At 59.5% G+C, this 22,613-nt stretch carries 20 protein-coding genes; 15 read left to right on the top strand and 5 right to left on the bottom strand.

Going from position 1 to position 22,613, the window contains the following annotated elements; genetic code table 11:
• The first annotated feature begins 28 nt into the window (after positions 1-28).
• The 5 genes from OZX73_RS06205 to OZX73_RS06185 all read left to right on the top strand — a co-directional run bounded on the left by OZX73_RS06205 (position 29) and on the right by OZX73_RS06185 (position 7,169).
• A complete protein-coding gene (locus OZX73_RS06205) occupies positions 29-1,015 on the top strand; it encodes an amino acid ABC transporter permease (protein ID WP_277148578.1) in 987 nt (328 codons plus the stop codon).
• A gap of 11 nt (positions 1,016-1,026) precedes the next feature.
• Positions 1,027-1,890 (top strand): amino acid ABC transporter ATP-binding protein, encoded by an 864-nt coding sequence (locus tag OZX73_RS06200; protein WP_277148577.1) that lies wholly within the window; start codon positions 1,027-1,029, stop codon positions 1,888-1,890.
• Between the two features lie 367 nt (positions 1,891-2,257).
• Positions 2,258-4,147 carry a glutamine--fructose-6-phosphate transaminase (isomerizing) gene (gene glmS / locus OZX73_RS06195; RefSeq protein ID WP_277148575.1) on the top strand — a complete coding sequence of 630 codons (1,890 nt, stop codon included), beginning with the start codon at positions 2,258-2,260 and terminating at the stop codon, positions 4,145-4,147.
• A gap of 6 nt (positions 4,148-4,153) precedes the next feature.
• A complete protein-coding gene (locus OZX73_RS06190) occupies positions 4,154-4,933 on the top strand; it encodes a pseudouridine synthase (RefSeq protein WP_277148573.1) in 780 nt (259 codons plus the stop codon).
• A 148-nt stretch (positions 4,934-5,081) separates the two neighbouring features.
• Entirely contained in the window at positions 5,082-7,169 is a 2,088-nt protein-coding gene (locus OZX73_RS06185) for a beta-galactosidase (protein WP_277148571.1), read from the top strand.
• A 177-nt stretch (positions 7,170-7,346) separates the two neighbouring features.
• Here OZX73_RS06185 and OZX73_RS06180 read toward each other — a convergent pair whose 3' ends face one another.
• A complete protein-coding gene (locus OZX73_RS06180; RefSeq protein ID WP_277148569.1) occupies positions 7,347-8,366 on the bottom strand; it encodes a LacI family DNA-binding transcriptional regulator in 1,020 nt (339 codons plus the stop codon).
• A 230-nt stretch (positions 8,367-8,596) separates the two neighbouring features.
• Between OZX73_RS06180 and OZX73_RS06175 the strand changes: the two genes are divergently transcribed.
• From OZX73_RS06175 to OZX73_RS06160, 4 genes are all read left to right on the top strand, one after another.
• On the top strand, positions 8,597-9,499 hold the full coding sequence (locus OZX73_RS06175) for a sugar ABC transporter permease (RefSeq protein ID WP_277148567.1): 903 nt from the start codon (positions 8,597-8,599) through the stop codon (positions 9,497-9,499).
• 14 nt (positions 9,500-9,513) lie between these two features.
• Positions 9,514-10,518 carry a carbohydrate ABC transporter permease gene (locus OZX73_RS06170; RefSeq protein WP_277150945.1) on the top strand — a complete coding sequence of 335 codons (1,005 nt, stop codon included), beginning with the start codon at positions 9,514-9,516 and terminating at the stop codon, positions 10,516-10,518.
• 178 nt (positions 10,519-10,696) lie between these two features.
• Entirely contained in the window at positions 10,697-12,043 is a 1,347-nt protein-coding gene (locus OZX73_RS06165) for a sugar ABC transporter substrate-binding protein (protein WP_277148565.1), read from the top strand.
• Between the two features lie 217 nt (positions 12,044-12,260).
• Positions 12,261-13,634 (top strand): extracellular solute-binding protein, encoded by a 1,374-nt coding sequence (locus tag OZX73_RS06160; RefSeq protein ID WP_277148563.1) that lies wholly within the window; start codon positions 12,261-12,263, stop codon positions 13,632-13,634.
• A gap of 33 nt (positions 13,635-13,667) precedes the next feature.
• On the opposite strand, the gene OZX73_RS06155 is transcribed toward OZX73_RS06160, so the two are convergent.
• Positions 13,668-14,438 (bottom strand): type III pantothenate kinase, encoded by a 771-nt coding sequence (locus OZX73_RS06155; RefSeq protein WP_277150944.1) that lies wholly within the window; start codon positions 14,436-14,438, stop codon positions 13,668-13,670.
• Positions 14,439-14,573: 135 nt separating this feature from the next.
• Between OZX73_RS06155 and OZX73_RS06150 the strand changes: the two genes are divergently transcribed.
• The 6 genes from OZX73_RS06150 to OZX73_RS06125 all read left to right on the top strand — a co-directional run bounded on the left by OZX73_RS06150 (position 14,574) and on the right by OZX73_RS06125 (position 20,861).
• A complete protein-coding gene (locus OZX73_RS06150) occupies positions 14,574-15,059 on the top strand; it encodes a hypothetical protein (RefSeq protein WP_277148561.1) in 486 nt (161 codons plus the stop codon).
• A 174-nt stretch (positions 15,060-15,233) separates the two neighbouring features.
• Complete coding sequence (locus tag OZX73_RS06145; protein ID WP_277148559.1) at positions 15,234-17,033, top strand: ABC transporter substrate-binding protein; 1,800 nt, start codon at positions 15,234-15,236, stop codon at positions 17,031-17,033.
• Positions 17,034-17,334: 301 nt separating this feature from the next.
• Positions 17,335-18,306: an ABC transporter permease gene (locus tag OZX73_RS06140; protein ID WP_277148557.1), complete on the top strand. Its 972-nt coding sequence runs from the start codon at positions 17,335-17,337 to the stop codon at positions 18,304-18,306.
• Positions 18,307-18,389: 83 nt separating this feature from the next.
• Positions 18,390-19,292 carry an ABC transporter permease gene (locus OZX73_RS06135; protein ID WP_277150943.1) on the top strand — a complete coding sequence of 301 codons (903 nt, stop codon included), beginning with the start codon at positions 18,390-18,392 and terminating at the stop codon, positions 19,290-19,292.
• A gap of 2 nt (positions 19,293-19,294) precedes the next feature.
• Positions 19,295-20,083, top strand: a complete 789-nt coding sequence (locus OZX73_RS06130) for an ABC transporter ATP-binding protein (RefSeq protein ID WP_277148555.1) — start codon at positions 19,295-19,297, stop codon at positions 20,081-20,083.
• Positions 20,073-20,861 carry a dipeptide/oligopeptide/nickel ABC transporter ATP-binding protein gene (locus OZX73_RS06125; protein WP_277148553.1) on the top strand — a complete coding sequence of 263 codons (789 nt, stop codon included), beginning with the start codon at positions 20,073-20,075 and terminating at the stop codon, positions 20,859-20,861. The genes OZX73_RS06130 and OZX73_RS06125 overlap by 11 nt, the downstream gene beginning before the upstream one ends.
• An 8-nt stretch (positions 20,862-20,869) precedes the next feature.
• Here OZX73_RS06125 and OZX73_RS06120 read toward each other — a convergent pair whose 3' ends face one another.
• The 3 genes from OZX73_RS06120 to OZX73_RS06110 form a co-directional block, all read right to left on the bottom strand.
• Positions 20,870-21,862 carry a D-2-hydroxyacid dehydrogenase family protein gene (locus tag OZX73_RS06120; protein WP_277148551.1) on the bottom strand — a complete coding sequence of 331 codons (993 nt, stop codon included), beginning with the start codon at positions 21,860-21,862 and terminating at the stop codon, positions 20,870-20,872.
• Between the two features lie 108 nt (positions 21,863-21,970).
• Entirely contained in the window at positions 21,971-22,174 is a 204-nt protein-coding gene (locus OZX73_RS06115; RefSeq protein ID WP_277148550.1) for a helix-turn-helix transcriptional regulator, read from the bottom strand.
• Entirely contained in the window at positions 22,161-22,580 is a 420-nt protein-coding gene (locus tag OZX73_RS06110; RefSeq protein ID WP_277148548.1) for a hypothetical protein, read from the bottom strand. Before OZX73_RS06110 ends, OZX73_RS06115 begins: the two co-directional genes overlap by 14 nt.
• Between the last annotated feature and the right edge of the window lie 33 nt (positions 22,581-22,613).

Genomic DNA, 22,613 nt, shown 5'->3' with positions numbered 1-22,613 from the left:
AAGCGCAGTGAAAGCGGAAAGGTGCGTCATGGCACACAGGAGTCAATCGGACGGGCTTGATATTCCCAATCGGATCCACGCGAGGCCGGTGCATCGTCCCGGCTCGCTGATTGCCGGCGTCATCATCGCGTTCCTCGCGGTGATGCTCGCGCACGGCATGGTGACCAACAAGAAGTTCGACTGGCCCACCGTCTGGAAATACCTCTTCAACGAGCACGTCCTGAGCGGCATCGGCTGGACGCTCGTCTTGACGGTGACCTCCATGCTCATCGCCATCGTGCTGGCCGTCCTGCTGGCGGTGATGCGCAAGTCCGTCAACCCGGTGCTGCGCGGGGTGAGCTGGTTCTGGATCTGGTTCTTCCGCGGCACGCCTGTGTATACGCAGCTCGTGTTCTGGGGCCTGTTCGCGGTCTTGATTCCGACGATTTCGCTGGGGATTCCCTTCACCAACATCAATTTCTGGCAGATGGACACCGCCCAGCTCAACAAGCTCATCCAGCCCGGTTTCCTCGCGGCCATGACCGGCTTGGCGCTGAACGAATCCGCCTACCTGGCCGAGATCGTGCGCGCCGGGCTCGAGGCCGTCGACCCCGGGCAGAGCGAGGCCGCCGAGGCGTTGGGCATGCCGCGCACGATGATCATGCGCCGCGTGATCCTGCCGCAGGCCATGCGCATCATCGTGCCGCCCACGGGCAACGAGGTCATCAGCATGCTGAAGACGACCTCGCTGGTCTCCGCGGTGCCATTCAGCCTCGAGATCCAGTTCGCTACCAACGCCATCGCCAACCGCATCTACAAGCCGATCCCGCTGCTCATGGTGGCGTGCTTCTGGTACTTGGTGATCACCTCCATCCTGATGGTCGCGCAGGCCTGGCTCGAGCGCTACTTCGGCAAGGGCTTCAACGAGGGCTCCGACGGACCGGACGCCAAAGGCGCCGACGGCGAGGCCGAGAAACCTGCGGCCAAGGCGGCCAGCGACACCGGTGAAACGGCGTTCCTCGGACTGAACGCGTGAGGGAGTGAGACATGGACAACAACGATATGATGATTGACAATTCAGCGATGAACGCGGCGGTGAACGGAGCCGCCAGTGGCGAACCGACCGCTCTGGACTCCGCTGTGGTGCCCGCTGTCAAGGCGACGCAGGTGCATAAGGCGTTCGGCAGCTTGCATGTGCTCAAGGGCATCGACATGACGGTGATGCCGGGTACGGTGACGGTGATCCTCGGACCTTCCGGCTCCGGCAAATCCACCTTCCTGCGCTTGATCAACCAACTCGAGACCTTGACCGGCGGCAGCATCGAGGTCGACGGCGAGCTCATCGGCTACAAGCACGTCGACCACGACGGCAAGGACGAGCTGCAGACGCTGGGCGACAAGGAGATTGCCCGCCAGCGCGAGAAGCTTGGCATGGTCTTCCAACGATTCAACCTCTTCCCGCACCGCACGGTGCTCCAGAACGTGATGGAGGCGCCGGTGCATGTCGGCAAGGTGCCCAAAGCGAAGGCGCGCGAGCAGGCCATGCGCGAGCTGGAACGCGTGGGTATGGCGGACAGGGCGAATTACTACCCGATGCAGCTTTCCGGCGGACAGCAGCAGCGCGTGGCCATCGCCCGGGCGCTGGCGATGAACCCCAAGATCATGCTCTTCGACGAGCCGACCTCGGCGCTTGACCCGGAGCTTGTGGGAGAGGTGCTTAGCGTGATGCGCTCGCTGGCCGACGCCGGCATGACGATGATCGTGGTGACTCACGAGATCGGATTCGCCCGCGAAGTGGCTGACCAGATCGTCTTCATGGATGGCGGCGTCGTCGTCGAACACGGCGGCCCCGAAATCATCGACGCCCCACAGGAGCCCCGCTTCCAGGACTTCCTGAGCCACGTGCTCTAATTGCTTTTAATCGATTAGGTTTCTGACTGACGTGCTTGGAGTCTGGGATATACAATGTTCGGGACGCTCCTTGGCCGCTCGGCCGTGTCTTACGCCCGAACATCGCATATCCCAGACCCCAAGACTCAGCCTAAAGCATGGTTCATATCCGAGTTTTAATCGTTGAGTGGTGGGGTGGGGATATGCGATGTCAGACCGTAAAGACTCGGCCTGAGCGGCCCGGAGCGTGTCGGACATTGCATATCCCCACCCCGCCACGTCAGTAAGTAGTTAAAGCCAATCTGTAAAAGTTAAAGAATGTAACAGATGGTGAAACTTTCGCGGGGATGGTGTCGCGTCTCAGGGGCGTCACGTAAACTAGATTGTTATGTGTGGAATCGTTGGATTTGCTGGAAACAAGACCGCTTGCGGGAAGCCGCTGGAAGTGTGCATGCAGGGGCTTCAACGCCTCGAATACCGCGGATATGACTCGGCGGGCGTGGCGCTGGCCGCTCCGGGGATGGAAAGCGTAGCCGTACGCAAGAAGTCCGGGCGGCTGGCCAATCTCGCCGCCGACATCAAGCGCAGCCCCATGCCCAGCGCGACCGTGGGCATCGGCCATACCCGCTGGGCCACCAACGGCGAGCCGAGCGATGTCAACGCCCATCCGCATACCAGCCAGGACGGCAAGATCGCCATCATCCACAACGGCATCATCGAGAACGCCGAGACCCTGCGCCTCGACCTGCAGACCGAGGGCTACACCTTCCTCTCCGCCACCGACACCGAGGTGGCCGCGAAACTTCTGGGCAAGATCGCCAACACCATCATCGAGGAGACCGGCAAGCCCGACCTCTTCGAGGCGCTGCGGCGCATGGCCCGCATGCTTTCCGGTGCGTTCACCATCCTGGCCGTCGACATCCGTCAGCCAGATATCGTCGTCGGCGCCCGCCACGATTCCCCGCTGGTCGTCGGCCTCGGTGACGGCGAGAACTTCTTGGGCTCCGATGTCGCCGCGTTCGTCGCCTACACCAAGGAGGCCATGGAGCTCGACCAGGACCAGGCGGTGTGCATCTCCGGCGACAAGGTGACCGTCACCGATTTCGACGGCAACCCCGTCACCGATTCCAAGCGGTTCACCGTCGACTGGGACGCCAGCGCCTCCGAGAAGGGCGGCTGGGACTCCTTCATGGACAAGGAGATCCACGAGGACCCGGCAGCCGTGCGCAACACGCTGCTCGGCCGCTTCAACGAGGCCGGTGAGATCAAGCTCGACGAGGTGCATATCGACCCCGAGGTCTTCCGCCAGATCGACAAGATCATCGTCGTGGCCTGCGGCACCGCCAGTTACGCCGGCATGGTCGCCAAATACGCCATCGAGCACTGGGTGCGCATCCCCGTCGAGGTCGAGTTGGCGCACGAGTTCCGCTACCGCGACCCGATTCTGACCCCGCGCACGCTGGTGGTCGCCATCTCGCAGTCCGGCGAGACCATGGACACGCTGATGGCCCTGCGACACGCCCGCGAACAAGGCTCGCGCGTGCTCGCTATCTGCAATACACAAGGCTCCACGATCCCGCGCGAGTCCGACGCGGTGCTCTACACGCACGCCGGTCCCGAGATCGCCGTGGCCTCTACGAAGGCGTTCGTCGCCCAGATCGTCGCCGCCTACCTGCTTGGCCTCTATCTGGCGCAGGTCAAGGGCACGCTTTACCGCGACGAGATCCACCACATCCTCGACCAGCTCAAGGAGATGCCCGAGAAGATCCAGTGGGTGCTCGACAGACAGGCCGGTTCGGTCCAGGAAGCCGCCAAGAAACTGCTGAACGCCAAGTCGTTCCTCTTTTTGGGACGCCACGTCGGCTATCCGGTGGCGTTGGAAGGCGCCTTGAAGCTCAAGGAGATCGCCTACACCTTCACTGAAGGGTTTGCCGCCGGCGAGCTCAAGCACGGGCCCATTGCCCTGGTCGAGGAAGGCGAGCCGGTGGTGGTCATCGTGCCGTCCTCGCGCGGCCGCAACGTGCTGCACAACAAGGTCATCTCCTCCATCGAGGAGGTCAAGGCGCGCGGCGCGTTCACCATCGCCGTGGCCGAGGTGGGCGACCCGGACGCCGAGAAATACGCGGACATCGTCTTCTGGAGGCCCGAGTGCCCGACGCTTCTGAGCCCGCTGGTCGACGTGGTGCCCCTGCAGCTTTTCGCGCTTGATGTGGCCAAGCTCAAGGGCTACGACGTCGACAAGCCCCGCAACCTCGCCAAGTCCGTGACGGTAGAGTAATACATTTTGGAGGCCAGGCATCGTTTCGTCCTCGATGAGCCGGAAGTGCCGTTCGAGTTGGCGATCCTTTACGAGGACGAGAACATCATTGTGGTGGACAAGCCCCATTTTCTGGCCACCACGCCACGGGGGATGTGGTACCGGCAGACCGCGCTCGTCAGGTTGCGTGAGCGTTTCGGGGAGCCGCAAATCACGCCGGCCCACAGACTCGACCGCCTGACCGCCGGAGTGGTCTTGTTTGTACGCGATCCCGCTCGGCGCCGGGATTACCAGATGCTGTTCCAGGACCATCGCGTTGAGAAAGTCTACGAGTGCCTGGCGCCAGCCAAGCCAATCACTCGGCCAAAGACCGGCACCATCGAGCGGTTGGATCCTCCCGCTGTGTTTCCGCTCAGGCGGTGCTCGCATATCGTCAAGGACCGCGGGCGCTTGCAGGCCTACGAGGTGCCGGGCGAGGTCAACGCTGAGACGGTCATTGAACTTGGCGACATGGATTTGGAACAAACGTCAAGCGGCCCATCAAGCGGTTCGCCAAACGCGGGATACGCTGCCGTGCGCTACCGGCGATACGTCCTTCACCCGAAAACCGGTAAGACGCACCAGCTGCGGGTCCACATGAACTCGCTCGGCCTGCCGATCAAAGGCGATGACCTCTACCCGCGAATCATCGAGCCCGATTATTCGGATTTCTCGCAACCGTTGCAATTGGTGGCGCGCTCGATGGGTTTCATCGACCCGGTGGGCCACGAGCCGCGCACGTTCGTTTCGCGCATCCCGCTTGTCTAAGTCGTTTGAGATCAACGAGCTGAAGGCATAGTCAGGATGGGGATGTGCGGGCGGATGAAAACGCGTCACGTTTCTGATATCCTTTCTGCGTTGCTGGTATCATAAGAATGGCAACGTAAACAAAATTGTTTGGCAATGGAGTACGAATATGTTCGAGCACAGGCAATACCGGTGGCCGCAGCCGCTCAAAGGCTCCCGCCCGCGCATCTGGTATGGCGGGGACTACAACCCCGACCAGTGGCCAGAGGAGGTCTGGAGCGAGGACGTCCGGCTCATGGGCGAGGCGGGGGTGAACATCGTCTCGCTGGGCATTTTCTCCTGGGATCGCATCGAACCTCGCGAGGGGGAGTTCGATTTCGGCTGGCTCGATAAGGTCATCGGCATGCTCGGCCGCGCCGGAATCGCCGTCGACCTGGCATCAGCCACCGCCTCGCCGCCGCTGTGGCTGACGCAGAAGCACCCCGAAGTGCTGTTGCGCGACCAGGAGGGCCACACCGTCTGGCCTGGGGCACGCCAGCATTGGCGCCCAACGAGTCCGGTGTTCCGCGATTATGCCCTGAAGCTCTGCCGCGCCTTGGCTGAGCATTACAAGGGCAACCCGTACGTCGTCGCCTGGCATGTCGGCAACGAGTATGGTTGCCACAACCGCTTCGATTATTCCGACGACGCCATGCATGCCTTCCAGGAATGGTGTAGGCAGCGCTACGGCACCCCGCAAGCCGTCAATGAGGCCTGGGGAGCCGCGTTTTGGTCGCAGGAGATCACCGATTTCTCGCAGATTATCCCGCCGCGTTACGTCGGGGTCCAAGGCAGCTTCACCAACCCCAGCAAGATGCTTGATTTCAAGCGCTTTTGCTCCGACGCGCTCAAGGCCTTCTACAGCGCCGAACGCGACGAGCTCTCCCGCATCACCCCAGACATCCCGTTGACCACGAATTTCATGGTCAGCGTCAACTCCTCAGTGCTTGATTATGATGATTGGGGCGATGAGGTCGATTTCGTTTCGAACGACCATTACTTCCTGCCTGGCGAGGCCCATCTGGACGAAATGGCCTATTCGGCCTCGCTGGTCGATGGCATCGCGCGCAAGCGGCCGTGGTTCCTGATGGAGAATTCCACGTCCGCCGTCAATTGGCGCCCGATCAACTACCGCAAGGAGCCTGGGCAGCTCATCCGCGACGCGATGGTCCATCTCGGGATGGGCGCGGACGCCATCTGCTTCTTCCAATGGAGGCAATCGAGGGCGGGCGCCGAGAAGTTCCATAGCGCTATGCTTCCGCATTCCGGCGAGAACAGCCAGGTGTTTCGCGACGTCTGCGAATTGGGCGACGACCTCAACAAGCTCGCCGACGCCGGGATTCTGGAGACGAGGCTGAAGAAGTCCGAAGTGGCCATCGTCTTCGATTATGAGAGCGAATGGGCCACCGAAAATCTCGCCACACCCACCCAGCAGGTGTGCCACGCCACCGAACCGCTTGATTGGTTCCGCGCGTTCGCCGATCATGGCGTCACCGCCGACATGGTGCCCATCCGTGGGCCTTGGGACGAGTATGACACCGTCGTGCTCCCCAGCGTCTACCTGCTGAGCGAGAAGAACTCGCAGCGCCTGCGCGAATACGTCAAGGGCGGCGGCAAGGTCATCGTCACCTGCTATTCGGGAATCTCCGACGAGCACGACCACATCTGGCTCGGCGGTTACCCCGGGTCGATCGGCGACGTCGTGGGAGTGCGTAGCGAGGAATTCGTGCCGATGGGCGACGATGACGGCACGCTCGACCATCTTGAGCTGACCAACGGCACGGTGGCGCGTGACATCGCCGATCACATCACCGATGTGGCGCCATCCGCCAAGGTGCTTGCCAGCTACAAGGCGGGCGAATACACCGGTTTGGACGGCGTTCCCGCCATCACCCTCAACGGTTTCGGTTCCGGGTTGGCCGCCTATGTGGGTTGCCGTTTGGGCCGCGAGGGCCTTTCCCAAACGCTTCCCGAGCTACTTGGCCAGATGAATGTTCCTTACGTCAAAGGCCAGGATACAGGATCCATTCTTCGCGTCGAGCGCGGGGCGACACAGGATGGCAAAGACACCTGTTTCGTGTTCTATTTCAACCGCGACAGCAAGCCGGCGGCCGCCGCGATATCCGGTGTCCCAGTCGTCACCTCTCATGCCAGCGTCGACGCGGGTCGAAAGAACGCGCTTCTGGAACCCAACGGGGTGGTTGTGACCAAGGAATAAGCGAAAGTGAATGACTGTGCGGCGCCTGTCTAGGCTGGCGCGTTGATTTCCAAATGACTTCAACGCCTAGGACGGCGCCGCATTGCTTTGTTACGCTTTCTGTGGCATTTTGCCGATTCACTGGCTTGGCCGTTGCGGGCCTTCGTGCCGATCGGCTGTGATTCGTCGTGTATTCCGTTACCGTATCGCCCGAACGGAGCCACGCTCAATGAGGCTCGCGGGAATGCCGATCTTGACCCCCGGCTTGGGGGCCTGCCTGCCAGTGCTCGCCCCAATGATCGTGTCGAAGGCGCGCCTGCCGATCTCATCGAAACGCGGGCGCAACGTCGTCAGCTCCAGTTGGGGCACGTAGTCGCCCAGCGAGTCGTCGATGCCCATGACACTGATGTCTTCGGGCACCCGCTTGCCGGCGGCCTTGAAGCCGAGCATCGCGCCGTAGGCCATCTGGTCGTTCGCCGCATACACGGCGGTGCAATCGGGGCGTTTGGCCAACTCGAGGGCGATGTCATAGCCGGATTGCGCGTGCCAGTCGCCGTAATGCACTTCCGGCAGGTCGGTGATGTCGGCGTCATAGAGCGCGTCCGCCCAGCCGGCGAGTCTCCGCTCCGCCGCCTGCGAGGAGTGGATCGGCCCGGCGATGTGGTAGACGGTCTTGTGGCCTTTTCCCAGCAAATAGTTGACGATCTGCGTCGAGCAGTCGTATTGGTCAGTGTCGACGGTGACGCAATGGGGGGAGGGGCGCTCGCTGATCAACACCACTGGAAAATCCGCCGGTGGTTGGAAATCCTCAAAATCCGAAGTACAACGTTCCATGATGACGATGATGCCGTCCACCGGCAGGACCTGCATGCGTTCCACTGCGTCATAAAGCGGGTGTGGACTTGAGCCATCCATGATCTGGATGGTCGTCGCGTAATGATTCGCGTTCGCTGTGGAGAGGATGCTGTCGAGGATATGCGTGTTGCCGTATTCGGCCATGCTGTATAGCACGACGCCCACATCGTTGAAATGCCCGCGTTTCAATGCCCTGGCGGCGTAGTTGGGGCGGTAGCCGAGTTTCTGCATCGCGCTAAGCACTTTTTTCTTCGTTTCAGGGCGCACCTTATCGCTGTTGTTGGCCACGCGGGAGACGGTCTGCGGCGAGATGCCGGCCTCCTTGGCTACATCCTGAATCGATGCTGATTGTTTGCGATGCATAATGATTCATCATATAGCGAACACAGGGCCTTGGTATTCCTCGAGCATAAGATTTCCCTCATTTTGATTGATTTTGAAAATTCATGGTAAAATGGTAACGTAAACATTCGTAAGGACCGGGATGATGTGCCTGGTCGTAACGGATCCCTTCATGAGGGAGGGCAGTCATGTCGATTGTTACAGACGGAGATGTCTTATCGGGCAACGGCAAACAGGGAACGAGGAGTGCAATGCAGGGAAGCAATGAGGCAGTTCAGGTCCATCGTCATAAACTCGACTGGCGTGGCTGGAAATTCATGTGGCCGTTCGCCCTCGTGTTCGTCTTCGTGTTCGTGATTCCGGTGTTGTACGCGATCTATCTGTCGTTCTTCCAGACGAAGATGATCGGCGGCACCGTGTTCGTGGGGTTCGAGAACTACACGAGGCTTTTCCATGACCCGCAGTTCTGGAGCTCGGTGTGGCGCGTGACGCTCTTCACCATCGTCCAGGTGCCGATCATGCTGACCTTGGCCGCGCTTCTGGCGCTGGCGATCGATTCGATGCGCCTGCACGGCACGAAGTTCTTCCGCATCTCCACGTTCCTGCCCTACGCGGTGCCCGCCGTGGTCTCCACACTGATTTGGGCGTTCATGTACGGCGCGAAATACGGCCTGATCGGCTCGTTCAACCAGTGGATGGGCACGCATATCGACGTGTTGCAGCCTTCGGTGCTGCTGGCGGCGATCGGTAACATCAATACTTGGGAGTTCACGGGCTACAATATGCTGATCTTCTATTCCTCCCTGTCCACCATTCCGCACTCCATGTATGAGGCCGCGGCCATCGACGGCGCCTCGGAGTGGCAGATCGTGCGCAAGATCAAGATGCCGGAGCTCAAGGGCTCGCTGGCGATCACGGTGATCTTCAGCATCATCGGGAGCTTCCAGCTGTTCAACGAGCCTTCGATCATGCAGAACATGGTTCCGGGCAACGCGATCACGACGTATTACACCCCGAACATGTACGCCTACAACCTGAGCTTCACCGGCGGGCAGAGCAATTACGCCGCGGCGCTGGCGATCGTGATGGCCGTGATCACCATGGTGATCGCCTACGCGGTGCAATTGAACAGCATGAAGGAGCAGATGAAATGAGTGAGACCATCGAAATGAACGTCAACGCCGTCGTCTCGACCCGTGCCTCCGAGCAGGATCTGCGTGCCCAGGAGAAAGCCGCGAAAAAGGCGGAGAAACAACGTCAGCGCCGCATCGCTAAAGACGAGGCCGCCGAGCGCAAACGCGCCGCCAAATCCGGCTTCTCGAACCCCGACAACCCGCGTCGCTCGATGTGGCTGACGATCGTGGTCGGCATCTTTGCCGTTTACAGCCTCTTCCCGTTCGTCTACCTGCTGATCAACGCCACGAAGACGCAGTCGGACTTCACCTCGACGTTCGGCCTGGGCTTCGGCCACACCTTCGCCCTGTGGGACAATATCGTCACCGTGTTCACCTACCAGGACGGCATCTTCGGCCGCTGGCTGCTGAACACGATTTTCTATGTGGTCGTCGGGGCTGGCGGGGCGACCTTGCTGGCGATCATGGGCGGCTACGCGCTGGCCAAGTTCCGCTTCCCGGGCCGCAAGGCCGTCTTCGCGGTCATCATCGGCGCGATTTCGGTGCCTGGCATCGCCTTGGCCGTCCCGCAGTTCCTGCTCTTCGCCAAGCTGGGCCTGACCAACACGCCCTGGGCGATGATTCTGCCCAGCCTGATTTCGCCGTTCGGCCTGTATCTGATGTGGATATTCTCGGAGCAGGCGGTGCCCACCGAGCTGATCGAGGCGGCGCGCGTGGACGGGGCGGGCGAGTTCCGCACCTTCTTCACCATCGCCCTTCCCTTGCTTTCCCCGGGCATTGTCACGACCGCGCTGTTCACGATCGTGGCGACGTGGAACAACTACTTCCTGCCGTTGATCATGTTGAAGGACGCGGATTGGTACCCGCTGACCATTGGCCTGAACCAGTGGAAGGACCAGGCCTCGACCGCTGGTGGCCAGGCCATCCAGAACTTGGTGATCACCGGATCGCTTATCACCATCATCCCGTTGGTGATTGCGTTCCTGCTCCTGCAGAAGTACTGGCAGTCCGGCCTCGCCGCCGGCGCCGTCAAGGAATGACGGATCCGCAAGGAAGCACCATGAATATTTTGCATGACAATGAACCGTCTTTGCCTGAGCAAAGGGGGTGGTTGGTTCCAAGGTGAGGATGAGACGTTTCCGCCGAGAGCCGTGAGATGGTGGAAAAAAATAAGTAACGCAACTGTTTTTGATAATAATTAACGAAGGAGAAGGAACGATGAAGTTCGACAAGCGAATTATCGCCATGGTGGGTGCCGCGGCGATGTTAATGCCATTGGCCGCATGCGGTGGAGGATCCAACTCGTCATCGAATTCAGGTGGCAAGACCTCGATCGTCGTGTGGTCGTGGGAGCCGACGCTTCCGGCGACGGTCAAGGGCTTTGAAAAGGCGAATCCCGACATCTCCGTGAAGGTCACGAACGCGGGAACCAACAAAAAGGAATACACCGCGTTGAACAACGCGATGTCCGCGGGCAAGGGTGCCCCCGATGTGGCTCAGATCGAGTATTACGCGCTGCCTGAATACGTGATCAGGAACAACGTCACGAATCTCTCCGACATGGGAGCTTCGGGATACAAGAGCTTCTACACGCCCGGAACATGGAACTCCGTCAACATCAACGGCGGGGTCTACGCATTGCCGATGGATTCCGGCCCGATGGCCCTTTTCTACAACAAGTCGGTGTTCGACAAGGCGGGTATCAGCCAGCCACCCACCACTTGGGACGAGTTCTATGAGGATGCCAAGAAAGTCAAGGCGACCGGCAACTACATCACCTCGGATTCCGGCGATGCGGGCTTCTTCGACTCGATGACATGGCAGGCCGGCGCCACACCGTTCAGCACCAGCAAAGACGGGAAGACGGTCACCATCAACCTCACCAAGGACCCGAAGGTCAAGAAGTGGGTCGATTTCGAGCAGAAGCTGATCGATGAGGACCTGATTGATACCAAGACCCCCGGTTGGTCCGATGATTGGAACAGGGGGCTTAACGATGGCTCCATCGCGTCCCTGCTGACCGGTGCCTGGATGCCGAACAACTTGCTGTCCGGCGCTCCCGACGCGTCCGGCAAGTGGCGTGTGGCCCCGATGCCGACCTGGAAGAGCGGTGGTACCGAGAACTCGGAGAACGGCGGTTCCTCGCTTGCCGTGATCAAGTCCAAGGACGATGCCAAGAGCAAGGCCGCCTACAAGTTCATCGATTATGTCTGCCATAACAAGGCCGGCATCAAGACCCGCGTCGATGCCGGCGCCTTCCCGGCCGACAACAACACCCTCGCGTCCAGCGACTTCCTGAACATGACCACATTGAAGGATTCGAAGGGCCAGCCCAACGAGTACTTCGGTGGCCAGAAGTTCAACGAGGTGCTTGCCCAGGCCGCGAAGAACGTGGTTCCCGGCTATAAGTTCCTGCCGTTCGAGGTCTACGCGCGTGGCATCTATTCCGATGATGCCGGCGCCGCGTTCACGGACAAGAAGACGACCCTCGAGAAGGGCGTCGCCACTTGGCAGGACCATCTGGTGGACTACGCCAAGAAGCAGGGTTATACGGTTAAGGAATAACCGCTGATTGACGATCGCGCATCATCGGCGCCCGCGGGTTTCCTCTCAGGAAATCCCGCGGGCGCCGATTCGTTATTGGTGGATTCGATTCGGCTCCAGACATGTGAATGGCCAAGATGAGCGCAGGCAGGTGGTGGACCTCGCGTAGACTGTTGAAGAACGTTCGGCGAGACTGGAGTGCGCGGTGTTATTAAGACAGGTCAGGCGTCTGTTGGCCATGATGGCTGTGTTGTCAGCCGTTTTCGCCGTCTCCGCCTGCGGGCGGCAGGACAACCGCACCGTCATCACCGTCTGGTCGTGGGAGCCGAGCATGAGGGCCGAGGCCCGCGATTTCGAGCTCGCCAACCCCGATATCCGCGTGGACATCAAGGCCACCAGCGGCTACGACAACCTCAATTCCGCCATCCAGGACGGCTATAACATGCCTGACGTGGTGCAGCTCGAGTACTTCGCCCTGCCGCAGTACGCCGTCAGCGGCCAGTTGCGTGACATCACCGACCAGACGCAAGGCTACGGCGACAACTACACGCCCGGCACCTGGTCGAGCGTGCACATGAACGGCCGCGTCTACGGTGTGCCGATGGACTCCGGTCCGATGGCCTTCTTCTACAACGACGACGTCTTCCGACAGGCTGGTGTCGACGCCTCTCAAATACACACATGGAATGATTACTACGAGGCCGCCAAAAAGCTCAAGGCGATTGGCGTCTACATCGCCGCAGACGCCGGGGACGCGAGTTTCTACAACGCCATGATCTGGCTCAATGGAGGGCGGCCCTTCCACACGACCGGGGACGGCAAAACCGTGACGGTGGACTTGGCCGATGACGCGGGGACGCAAGGTTTCACGGCGTTCTGGCAGAAGATGATCGACGAGGACCTCATCAACACCCAGCTCAACACCTGGTCCGATGGTTGGAAGAACGCCCTGGCCACCGGGTCGGTCGCCTCTGTGTTCACCGGGGCGTGGATGCCCTCGCTCCTGCTTTCCGATGTGCCGGGAAGCGCCGGGCTCTGGCGGGTGGCCTCGATGCCCACGGCCGATGGCTCGGCGACGAACTCCGAGAACGGGGGATCGGCGCTTTCGGTGCTGAACCTGAGCCGCAAACCCGAGGCCGCCATGCGTTTCATCCGCTACGTCTGCCTCGACCGCTCCGGCATCGCCAAAAGGGTCGACGGCGGCGCGTTCCCCGCCGATAAGGCGACATTGAACAGCCCGCGTTTCCTCAACAAGACCACCGTGCGGGACTCGCGCGGCATCGACGTGCCCTATTTCGGCGGCCAGCAGTTCAACCGCGTGCTCTCGCGCGCCGCCGAGAACGTGTCGGTCGGCTACCAATACCTGCCCTTCGAGGTCTACGCGAGAAGCGATTTCCGGGCCACACTCGGGCAATCCTACAAGTGGACGAACGCCGAACGCTCCCTGCTCAAGGTGGAGAACCGGATCAGGCTTGGGCAGACCAACCAGGACGGCAGCCCGCTGAACCTGCCGCAGGACCCGGGGCCCAAGGTGAGCCTGGTCGACGGCATGGCCTTATGGCAGAAGGACATCAAGGAGTACGGCACCAACCAGGGCTTCACCGTGCAATGAGGCCGGTTTGGTTTCTTGGGATTCGCCTCTGCCTCAGGCGTTGAGCTGGTAGATGATCGACATGCCTTTGAAGATGAGGTCCGGGTCGTAGACGTCGATGGCGTCGGTGTCGTCCTTGAAGACGGAGCCGAGGCCGCCCGTGGCTACGACCTTGAATTGCTCGTTGATTTCGCGATGGAACTGCTCAATGGTGCGCTCGATGCCACCGAGGAAGTTGTAATACAATCCTGCCTGCATCGCGGTTTTCGTGCCTTTGGCGAGGATGGAGTCGGGCCGGGTGATCTCCACTTCCGGCAGTTGCGCCGTGCCGGAGACCAAGGAGCTGATGGAGGTCTGCAGGCCGGGGCTGATGAGACCTGCGGTGATCGCCTTGTTGCCGTCGATGTAATTGAAGGTGGTCGCCGTGCCGAAATCCGCGACCAGCACCGGGCCGCCGTAGACGCCGTAGGCGCCCACGCAATCGGCCAGGCAGTCCGCCCCCAGCGATTTCGGGTCGTCCATGCGGATGGACAGGCCGGATTTGACGCCAGGGCCCACGACCATCGGGTCGATATCGAGGAACTTGATGATGCTGGAGCGGAAGGAATGCATGATCTGCGGCACCACCGAGGCGATGATGACGTCCTGGACGTCCTCGGGGCTGTATCCGCCCGTATCGAGGAACTGGAGCAACAGCAGGCCATATTCGTCGCTGGTGCGGAAGGTCTTGGTGGTGATCCGCCAGGTGTCGGTGATGGCCGAGGAGGCGTCGTCCACCACGCCGATTTCGATGTTCGTGTTGCCGATGTCGATGGCGAGGAGCATGTGTCCGCCTTTCCTAAAAGTTTTCCAGACGTGGGCCACGCCTTGAACGATACGGATGATGCGCATTTTCCAATGCGCGTGTCCTTTTATGATAGCTCGACGCTCGAAAGTGAGGCCTCAACGTAAACTGGAATTATGAAATCACGCATCTGGTTAAGAATCGCCATTCTGTTTACCCAAGTCTCGCTGCTCTGCATGGTGGCTTGGGGGGCGTTTTTGATCTATGGGACCATTCCCAGGGTGTTGGTGAACTGGCCGCTGCTGGCCGGAATGAAGCCGCTGGCCAATATTTCGGTGGTCGTGGGCGGCGTTTTGCTGGGTGTCGTCATCGTGTCCACGCTCAACCTTTTGTATGACGCTTTGGTGCTTGACGACGACGCGCGCCAGCTGTGGCAGCTGAGGTTCCTGCGCTCGATCATCGGATTCGCGGAGATCTATATGTTGGTGACGTTCTTCTTGTTCTGGACCTTCGCCAGGTTGATGTCCTTCGGCATCTACATAGCCGTGTTCCTCGTCGCGGTCACCGAGATCGCGGCCATCTGGATGCTTTCGGAATTCATTCATATCATCAGTAGCCGGGTGGGCAATGACGGCATCTGGAAGCTGGATCTGAAGGGGTAGGCGCGGTTGAGGCGTATGGGACGTTTCGGGCTCGCTAGGTGTAATGGGTGAGTTCTGTGCGCTGGGTGTACTGGATTTGACGCCATAAATCTATCGGTAATCCTAGGATGGGGAAGTGCAGACGACCCGTAAGGGCGGCTAGCGAATGTAATAGTACCTATCAAAGAGGAAAGTATGCCTACCAATTCAGGTGTGTACGGCGAGAACGACGCAACCGATAACAATGCAACAGGCGGCAACGAAAACGAGACGGCGGCGAATGTTTCCGGTGTCAAAGCGAGTGTGACCGGCGGCTCCGCAAATGCGGGGGATGCCAACGCCGACGCCAATCCCAGCAAAAACAGCGCGGGCAGCACCGATGAGACGCTCAACGCGCATGTCAAAGGCGGCAACGCTGGTAACGGTTTTGGCGGCAACGGCGGTAAGACCGGCAAAGGTAAGAAAAAAGGTTGGATCTGGGCGATTATCGCGGCGGTGGTTGTGGTGGCGCTTATCGCCGTTTTCGTCGTGGTTCGCGGCAATCAAAAGGTCGATACGGGAATGGCTGAGATGCATAAAGCTGATTCCGTGACCGTGGGTCTCAAACTTGCCCCCACGAACCTCGATATCCGCAACCAGTCCGGCTCCTCGCTCGACCAGGTGCTCGTCGGCAATGTCTATGAAGGACTTGTCGCCCGCGATTCCAACAACAAGGTTGTGCCGGGGCTGGCCAAAAGCTGGGAGAAAAGCGCCGACGGTTTGAGCTATACGTTCCATCTCAACCGCGGCATGAACTTCTCCAACGGCGACAAACTCAACGCCAACGACGTGGCGTGGTCCATCAACGAACTGGTGTCCAAGCATTATCACGATTCCGAATCGCTCATGAATTTCAAGTCGGTGACGGCCACCGACGCCGATACCGTCAAACTCGACCTGACCGCGCCCTACGCCAACCTGTTGTGGGTGCTCGCCTGCCGGCCGGGACTGGTGTTCGACAAAAACGCCAACTATGATATGAAGACTCAAGCGGTGGGCTCCGGGCCGTATACCGTCGCCAAATTCGTGCCGAACGATTCCATCACCTTGAAGGCCAATCCGAAGTACTGGGGCGAGCACAAGGCGGTGACTCCAACTATCGTGCTGCGCTATTTCGGCGATGACAATGCAGCCGTCAACGCGCTGAAATCCGGGGATGTCCAGGTGCTGGCACCCGTGACTGAGAACCTTGCCGAACCCTTTGTAAAAGACAAGGATCATTATCGGGTCGAGGCCGGAGACGACACCGACAAATACGTGCTCGCCATGAATTCCAAGGGCGCCAAGACCGCGGACGTGCGCGTGCGCCAGGCCATCCGCTACGCCATCGACCACAAGCAGCTCATCGCTTCACGTGGTGGGGCCGACAAGCCGTTGGGTGGGCCGATTCCCTCGCTCGACCCTGGCTACGAGGATCTGACCAGGCTGTATCCGCACAACGTGGACAAGGCGAAGGCGCTGATGAAGGAGGCTGGCTATACGCCAGACCATCCGCTTGAGCTGCGACTGACCTACGCCAACACTTACGGCACCGAACTCGGCGACCAGCTGCGCAGCCAGTTGAAGCTCATCGGCATCGATCTGAAAGTCAATGTGGTCGAATTCTCCACGTGGCTGCAGGACGTGCTGAAAAACAAGGACTACGACCTCTCGCTGGTCGATCACAACGAAAGCCACGACTTCTCGCAGTGGACACAGGACAGTTACTACTACAACTACAGCAACCAGAAGGTCAAGGACTACTACAACCAGGCGATGGCCGCCTCCAGCGACTCTCAGCGCGACGCGTTGCTGGCCAAGGCAGCCCGTGTGGTTAGCGAGGACGCGCCGGCCGACTGGCTCTTCAACTACCGCATCACCACCGCGATGAGGAGGGGCGTATCGGGCTTCCCGCTCAACCTGAACCAGACACTGCTGCCGCTGTATGGAGTGATGTATATGACATCAGCCAAGTAGCGGCTGCATGAGTGTGTGCGCAGCTCATGGTTCATAGTGAGGATGCGATGAGATTCAGAAGAATCGGCTCGAATCATGATTTTCTTGATAAAGATGATACGCATGCAGAGGAAATTACGAAAATGGCCTTAAATCATAATTTTCCCTGTATGCCCGGCTCTTTTACAGAGGAAATCACGAAATAAAGATTGTCGACATGATTCCTGTTGCGGCCTTGGCATCAGTGCAGAGGTATCACAGAACTTAGGAGTTGTATTCGTGCTGGTTCCAATATCTGATTTGGAAAGGGATAGGTAGTGTGATGCGATTCGTCATTCAGCGTTTCCTGCTGTTTGTGGCGGCGCTGCTTGCCATTTCGGTGGTGATTTTCGCGGCGCTGCGCATTCTGCCGGGCGACGTGGCCAGCGTGATGGCCGGGCTCAACGCACCGCCGGAACGTGTGGCACAGCTGCGCTCGCAGATGGGGCTCGACCGGCCGCTGGTTGTGCAGTATTTCAGCTGGATGGGCGGTTTGCTGCGCGGCAACTTCGGCACCTCGCTTCTGACCGGACGCTCGATCAGCTCGACCGTCGCCATGCGTGCCTCGGTCACTTTTCCGCTGATTGTGCTGGGGCTTGTCGTGGCGCTCGCCATCGGCCTGACGCTCGGGGTAGTGGCCACTTTGACCACGCGTTCGGCGGTACGTTCCGCATTCCACTTCGTCGCCATCGTCGGCGGTGCCATCCCCGCGCTGTGGGGAGGTCTGCTGCTGATTCTGTTGTTTGGGCGCGGAACGGGACTGCTGGGTATCTTGCCTTCACAAGGATTCCCTGAGGCCGGCTGGTCGAGCTTTGGTTCGGCATTGGCCTCGTTGGTGTTGCCTGCGTTGACGGTCGGCATCATCGACGGCGCGAGCCTGATGCGCTATACACGTTCGGCGCTGGGTGACGTGATGAACAGCGGCTACATGGATCAGGCGATGGCCTGCGGCTATACACGCCGTCAGGCCGCGCTTAAGGTCGGGTTGCGACTGGCGACGCCGCAGCTGGTGAGTGTGGTCGGGCTGATGTTCGCCGGCATGATCACCGGCGTCATGGTCATCGAAAACCTCTTCGCGCTGCCTGGCATCGGCGCGGGCTTGGTCACCGACCTCGGCAATCGAGACCTCATCGCCGTGCAAAGCGAGCTTTTCATGCTGGCCGCGTTCTTCCTGCTCGTCGGCTTCCTCGTAGATCTGTTGCACCGCTTCCTCGACCCGCGTCTGAAGCACGCCGTCCAAGGAGGTGCGCAATGACGAGAAACGTACCCGAATCGAATCGCATCAATAAGAAATCGACGAATGCACAACAGGATGCTCTTTATGCCGTTGAAAATGCAATGACTCAGCCTTCTGGAAAAGTATCAAAGAACAGGGGAACCAAGTCTTCGAATAAGTTTGCCATTGTATTACGTTCTATATGGCGGCGTGGCGAAGGCAAGTTTGCACTCATCGTATTGGCGTTGTGGGTTGCAGTTTCGCTGATTTCATTGGTTTGGACGCCGCAATCGCTGTGGGCGACCGACGGTTACCATGTCTGGGCCAAGCCATCCGCCGCGCATTGGCTCGGCACCGACGGCACCGGCGCGGACGTGTTCAGCTGGCTGATGGCCGGGGCACACACGAACCTTTTCATCGCGATCTTGGCCGTAATCTTCGCTGGAGCGTTGGGCATATTGCTGATGGGCGCGATGGTCTCGCGCAACTCGGCGCTGTCGAATGTTTCGGTGGTTGCGGTGGACGCCCTGATTTCCATCCCGACCGTTCTGATTGCCTTGATTCTCGCGGTTCCGATGGGGGCTTCGGTGGCGGTTATCATCATCGCCTGCGGCATCGGCTACGGCCTCAATCTGGCGCGTATAGCACGGCCGCAGGCGTTGCTGGCGGCCAATTCCGACTATGTCGCCTCGGCGCTTTCATACGGTGCTTCAGGTTTCTCGGTGATGCTGTACCATATCCTGCCAAACACGATGCCGACCATCATGGTCCAGCTTTCGCTTTCCGCTGGCACCGCCGTGCTCGCCGAATCCGGCCTGACCTACCTCGGCGTCGGCGTTCCGAGCGGCGTTCCGAGCTGGGGGCATTCGCTGGCCACGTCGGTCAAGTTCATCAATGTCTATCCGCTGACCGTCCTCTGGCCTGGTCTCATCGTCACCGTCGTGGTGGTGGCGTTGAATGTTTTCGGCGACGTGTTGCGCGATGCCGTCGATCCTGTGACCAATCCGGAATTGCGGGAGGTTTGATTTTGAGTGTTGAAGTGAAACAGCTTGGTATTTCTATTGCCGACAAGCCGATTGTGCACGGTGTCGATTTGCGTATCGGCGACGGTGAACGAGTCGGGCTCATCGGATCGTCGGGTTCCGGCAAATCCATGATTTCCAAGGCGATGCTCGGCCTACTGCCAATGAACGCACAAGCTGAAGGCTCTGTGATGCTTGGCGATACGCAAGTAATCGGGGCGGACGAAGCCGTTCTTGCCGGTCTGCGTGGGCGCTATGTCGGTGCGGTGTTCCAGAATCCTGCGTCATCGTTGAATCCGGTTTTGACCGTCGGCAATCAGGTCGAACTGCCGCTGAAACTTCATTATGATTTGGACAAAGCCGACCGGCAAGCCCGTGTTGCGAAAATGCTTGAAAAGGTCGGGCTTGACGAGGCCACGGCGAAGAAATATCCGAGCGAGCTCTCCGGCGGCCAGCAGCAGCGCGTCGGTATTGCCACAGCTCTGATTACTTCGCCGCGCCTGATTATCGCCGACGAGCCGACGACGGCCCTCGACTCCATTACCCAGCGTCAGATCGTGGACCTGCTGGTTTCGTTGGTAGACAAAGCCGGAGCTTCGATGCTGTTCATCACCCACGATTTTTCGGTGCTCGCCCGAGCCACGACTCGTTGCTATGTGCTTGACGACGGCCGGATTATCGAATCGGGAAAGACCTCAGATTTGCTTGACGATCCGCAGAACGAGCAGACCAAGAAATTGGTAGGGGCGGCGCGGGAGCTCACGTTGCAACGAAAGCGGGATTATGATGACTGAGCCACAGATGTTGTTGACCGGCAAAGGGATTAACCGTGTGTTCGGGAAAGACAAAGAGCGACAGGTTGCGCTGGACGGCGTGGACGTCGAAGTGCGTTCGGGGGAGTGCCTTGCATTGATCGGCGGCTCAGGGTCGGGCAAGTCCACGTTGACACGGATTCTGCTGGGCCTTGACAAGCCGACTTTGGGAACGGTGACGTTCGAAGGCGAAGAGGTCGACGGCAGAAAATCGGCTGGATATGAGGCTTTGCGCCGGGAATCAAGTCTCGTATTCCAAAGCCCGTTTACCTCACTCGACCCGTGTTGGACGGTGGCCAAGTCGGTGGCGGAACCGTTGAGAATCCAACACAAGTATTCGAAAAACCACAATCTGGATATCGACAAGAAAGTACGAGAATCCCTGTCCTTGGTCGGTCTTGATCCTGATGAGTTTCTGAATCGTTATCCGGTTGACCTTTCAGGTGGGCAGGCGCAACGTGTCGCCATCGCCCGTGCGTTGGTCACCGACCCCAAGCTGATTGTCGCTGACGAACCGATGAGCGCCATTGATGTGGCAGCGCGCTTGCAGATCCTTGAGGCGTTCGCTGCCATCCGCAAGTCGCGCCCGGAAACAGCCATCATCATGATTTCGCACGATTTGGGCGTTGTCCAGCACATTGCTGATCGTATCGTCGTGCTTCACGATGGCAAGGTGATCGAAAGCGGCAGCACCGATGACGTGCTGAATCGACCGCAAGCCGTTTATACCCGTGAACTAGTTGCCGCCGCGTCGTTGTAAGTCTGTTGCTATTCCACCACGTTGAAACGCTCGCCATTGCAGAAGGCGAGGATTGAGCGCGCGAGTTGGCGGGAAAGGTCACGGTAGGCGTCGTCGGCACGCCAGGCGACATGCGGGGTGAGGATCGTGTTGGGGACTGAGCGCAGCAGGTCATCGGCGGGCAGCGGCTCCGTGTCATAGACATCGATGGCGGCTTTGATGTCGCTGCGCTTGAGCCTGTTGGCGAGTGCGCCTGGTTCGATGAGCTCGGCACGGGCGGTGTTGATGAAGTAGCTGCCTGGTTTGATTTGGTCGAGATCGGCGGCGGTGACGACCCGGAATGTCTCGTCGTTCAATGGCAGATGAAGGCTCACGATATCCGAATGGGCCATCAGCTCGCCGATGCTGTCAACCCGCGTTGCCCGCAATGAGCGTGCGGTGGCGGCGTTGACGTGCGAATTCCAGACCAGCGTGTGCATGCCGAAACCGTCGGCGATGCGGGCCACGGTCTGGCCGATGCCGCCGAAACCGACAAGTCCGATGGTCTTGTCTTTCAGTGACGTACCTTCGAGGCCGCTCCAGTTGCCTTCGCGGATGCTGCGATCCATCGTGCCGACGCCACGAGCAAGTTCGAAAATCAGCGCGAACGTATATTCCGCAACGGTTTCATCGCCATAATGGACGGTGTTGCACACGCGGATGCCCAGTTCTCGTGTGCGGTTGAGATCGATGAAATTGGCGACGCCGGTGCCGCCGAACACGAAGCAGCGGACGTGGGTGGCGAGTTCGTCGAGCAGCTTGCCGGTGACGTGGAAGCCGATGACCACGACGATATCGGCGTCTTTGCAGCGTTCGACGATGGTCTCCGGCTCGATGTTGAAATCACGGTACATCCTCACGCGGGCGACGTTGTGCAGCATGCGCATGCTTGTGGCGAGCGGCTGGTACATGGCCTCGAACATCGTGGGGATGACCACCAGCGGCAGTTCGGTGCGTTCTGATTGCGTTTCGATATACTCCATAATCCCAAGGATAATTGCGCCTCTGGCCTAGGGAAGATGAACCGTTCATTTGAGGAAACGGCTATGGATTGGTATTTCGCGCGTTTCGGTGGCATACTTTTGTGCATCTCAGTTTTCGAAGGAAAACAGCTTTTCGACGGTGGTATCGAAAACGTGCGCGATATCAAGCGCCAGCTTGAGTGAGGGGTTGTACGCGCCCGCTTCCAACCGGATGATGGTCTCGCGCCGCACGCCGACCAGTGCGGCAAGTTCGGATTGTGTCATGCCAGCTTTCTGCCGGACCTGCTTGAGCGTGGTATTAAGCCTCGGCATCGGCGGCCTTCAAGTCACGACGTTCGAGATAGAGATAGCATCCCAATTGCACCGTCTCCATCAATGAGGCGATGAAGAGCAGAAGATAGACATTGAAACGCAGCCAATTGCCTAAAGCGAATTGGTTGATCATGGCGATGCAGATGAGCGCTAAGAACAAAATGAAAATAGACATGGTATTCGCCTGATTCTCATGGAGCAGCGCGCTCTCGTCTTTCAATCTGTTTTCCGCGGAGTTGCTCAACCCCATGGTGAACATGCCGTTCGGGCCATGTGAAATCAGTTTATTGAGGGCTAGGTCGATACCTCCCAGAATGAGGAAGCCGACCATGCAAAGAAAATGCTGCCAAATCCAAGTGTCGGGGAAGAACACAGCGGGAAGTGAAATAAGGGTGGCGAGCAGCATGCAAGCGAATTGCACCCAGCGTATCTGGTTCAG

Origin of the sequence: Bifidobacterium sp. ESL0775, from assembly GCF_029395475.1 — a bacterium.
GTDB lineage: Bacteria > Actinomycetota > Actinomycetes > Actinomycetales > Bifidobacteriaceae > Bifidobacterium.
Note: the sequence above shows the minus strand (reverse complement) of the source record. Positions and strands in the feature narration are given on the sequence as shown.

Excerpts from the sequence above, each read along its gene's own strand:
- OZX73_RS06205 (WP_277148578.1), top strand. The coding sequence starts at position 29 with ATGGCACACAGGAGTCAATCGGACGGGCTTGATATTCCCAATCGGATC.
- OZX73_RS06200 (WP_277148577.1), top strand. The coding sequence starts at position 1,027 with ATGGACAACAACGATATGATGATTGACAATTCAGCGATGAACGCGGCG.
- glmS (WP_277148575.1), top strand. The coding sequence starts at position 2,258 with ATGTGTGGAATCGTTGGATTTGCTGGAAACAAGACCGCTTGCGGGAAG.
- OZX73_RS06185 (WP_277148571.1), top strand. The coding sequence starts at position 5,082 with ATGTTCGAGCACAGGCAATACCGGTGGCCGCAGCCGCTCAAAGGCTCC.
- OZX73_RS06180 (WP_277148569.1), bottom strand. The coding sequence starts at position 8,366 with ATGCATCGCAAACAATCAGCATCGATTCAGGATGTAGCCAAGGAGGCC.
- OZX73_RS06175 (WP_277148567.1), top strand. The coding sequence starts at position 8,597 with ATGCAGGGAAGCAATGAGGCAGTTCAGGTCCATCGTCATAAACTCGAC.
- OZX73_RS06170 (WP_277150945.1), top strand. The coding sequence starts at position 9,514 with ATGAACGTCAACGCCGTCGTCTCGACCCGTGCCTCCGAGCAGGATCTG.
- OZX73_RS06165 (WP_277148565.1), top strand. The coding sequence starts at position 10,697 with ATGAAGTTCGACAAGCGAATTATCGCCATGGTGGGTGCCGCGGCGATG.
- OZX73_RS06160 (WP_277148563.1), top strand. The coding sequence starts at position 12,261 with ATGATGGCTGTGTTGTCAGCCGTTTTCGCCGTCTCCGCCTGCGGGCGG.
- OZX73_RS06155 (WP_277150944.1), bottom strand. The coding sequence starts at position 14,438 with ATGCTCCTCGCCATCGACATCGGCAACACGAACATCGAAATCGGCGTG.
- OZX73_RS06150 (WP_277148561.1), top strand. The coding sequence starts at position 14,574 with ATGAAATCACGCATCTGGTTAAGAATCGCCATTCTGTTTACCCAAGTC.
- OZX73_RS06145 (WP_277148559.1), top strand. The coding sequence starts at position 15,234 with ATGCCTACCAATTCAGGTGTGTACGGCGAGAACGACGCAACCGATAAC.
- OZX73_RS06140 (WP_277148557.1), top strand. The coding sequence starts at position 17,335 with ATGCGATTCGTCATTCAGCGTTTCCTGCTGTTTGTGGCGGCGCTGCTT.
- OZX73_RS06135 (WP_277150943.1), top strand. The coding sequence starts at position 18,390 with ATGACTCAGCCTTCTGGAAAAGTATCAAAGAACAGGGGAACCAAGTCT.
- OZX73_RS06125 (WP_277148553.1), top strand. The coding sequence starts at position 20,073 with ATGATGACTGAGCCACAGATGTTGTTGACCGGCAAAGGGATTAACCGT.
- OZX73_RS06120 (WP_277148551.1), bottom strand. The coding sequence starts at position 21,862 with ATGGAGTATATCGAAACGCAATCAGAACGCACCGAACTGCCGCTGGTG.
- OZX73_RS06115 (WP_277148550.1), bottom strand. The coding sequence starts at position 22,174 with ATGCCGAGGCTTAATACCACGCTCAAGCAGGTCCGGCAGAAAGCTGGC.
- OZX73_RS06110 (WP_277148548.1), bottom strand. The coding sequence starts at position 22,580 with ATGCTGCTCGCCACCCTTATTTCACTTCCCGCTGTGTTCTTCCCCGAC.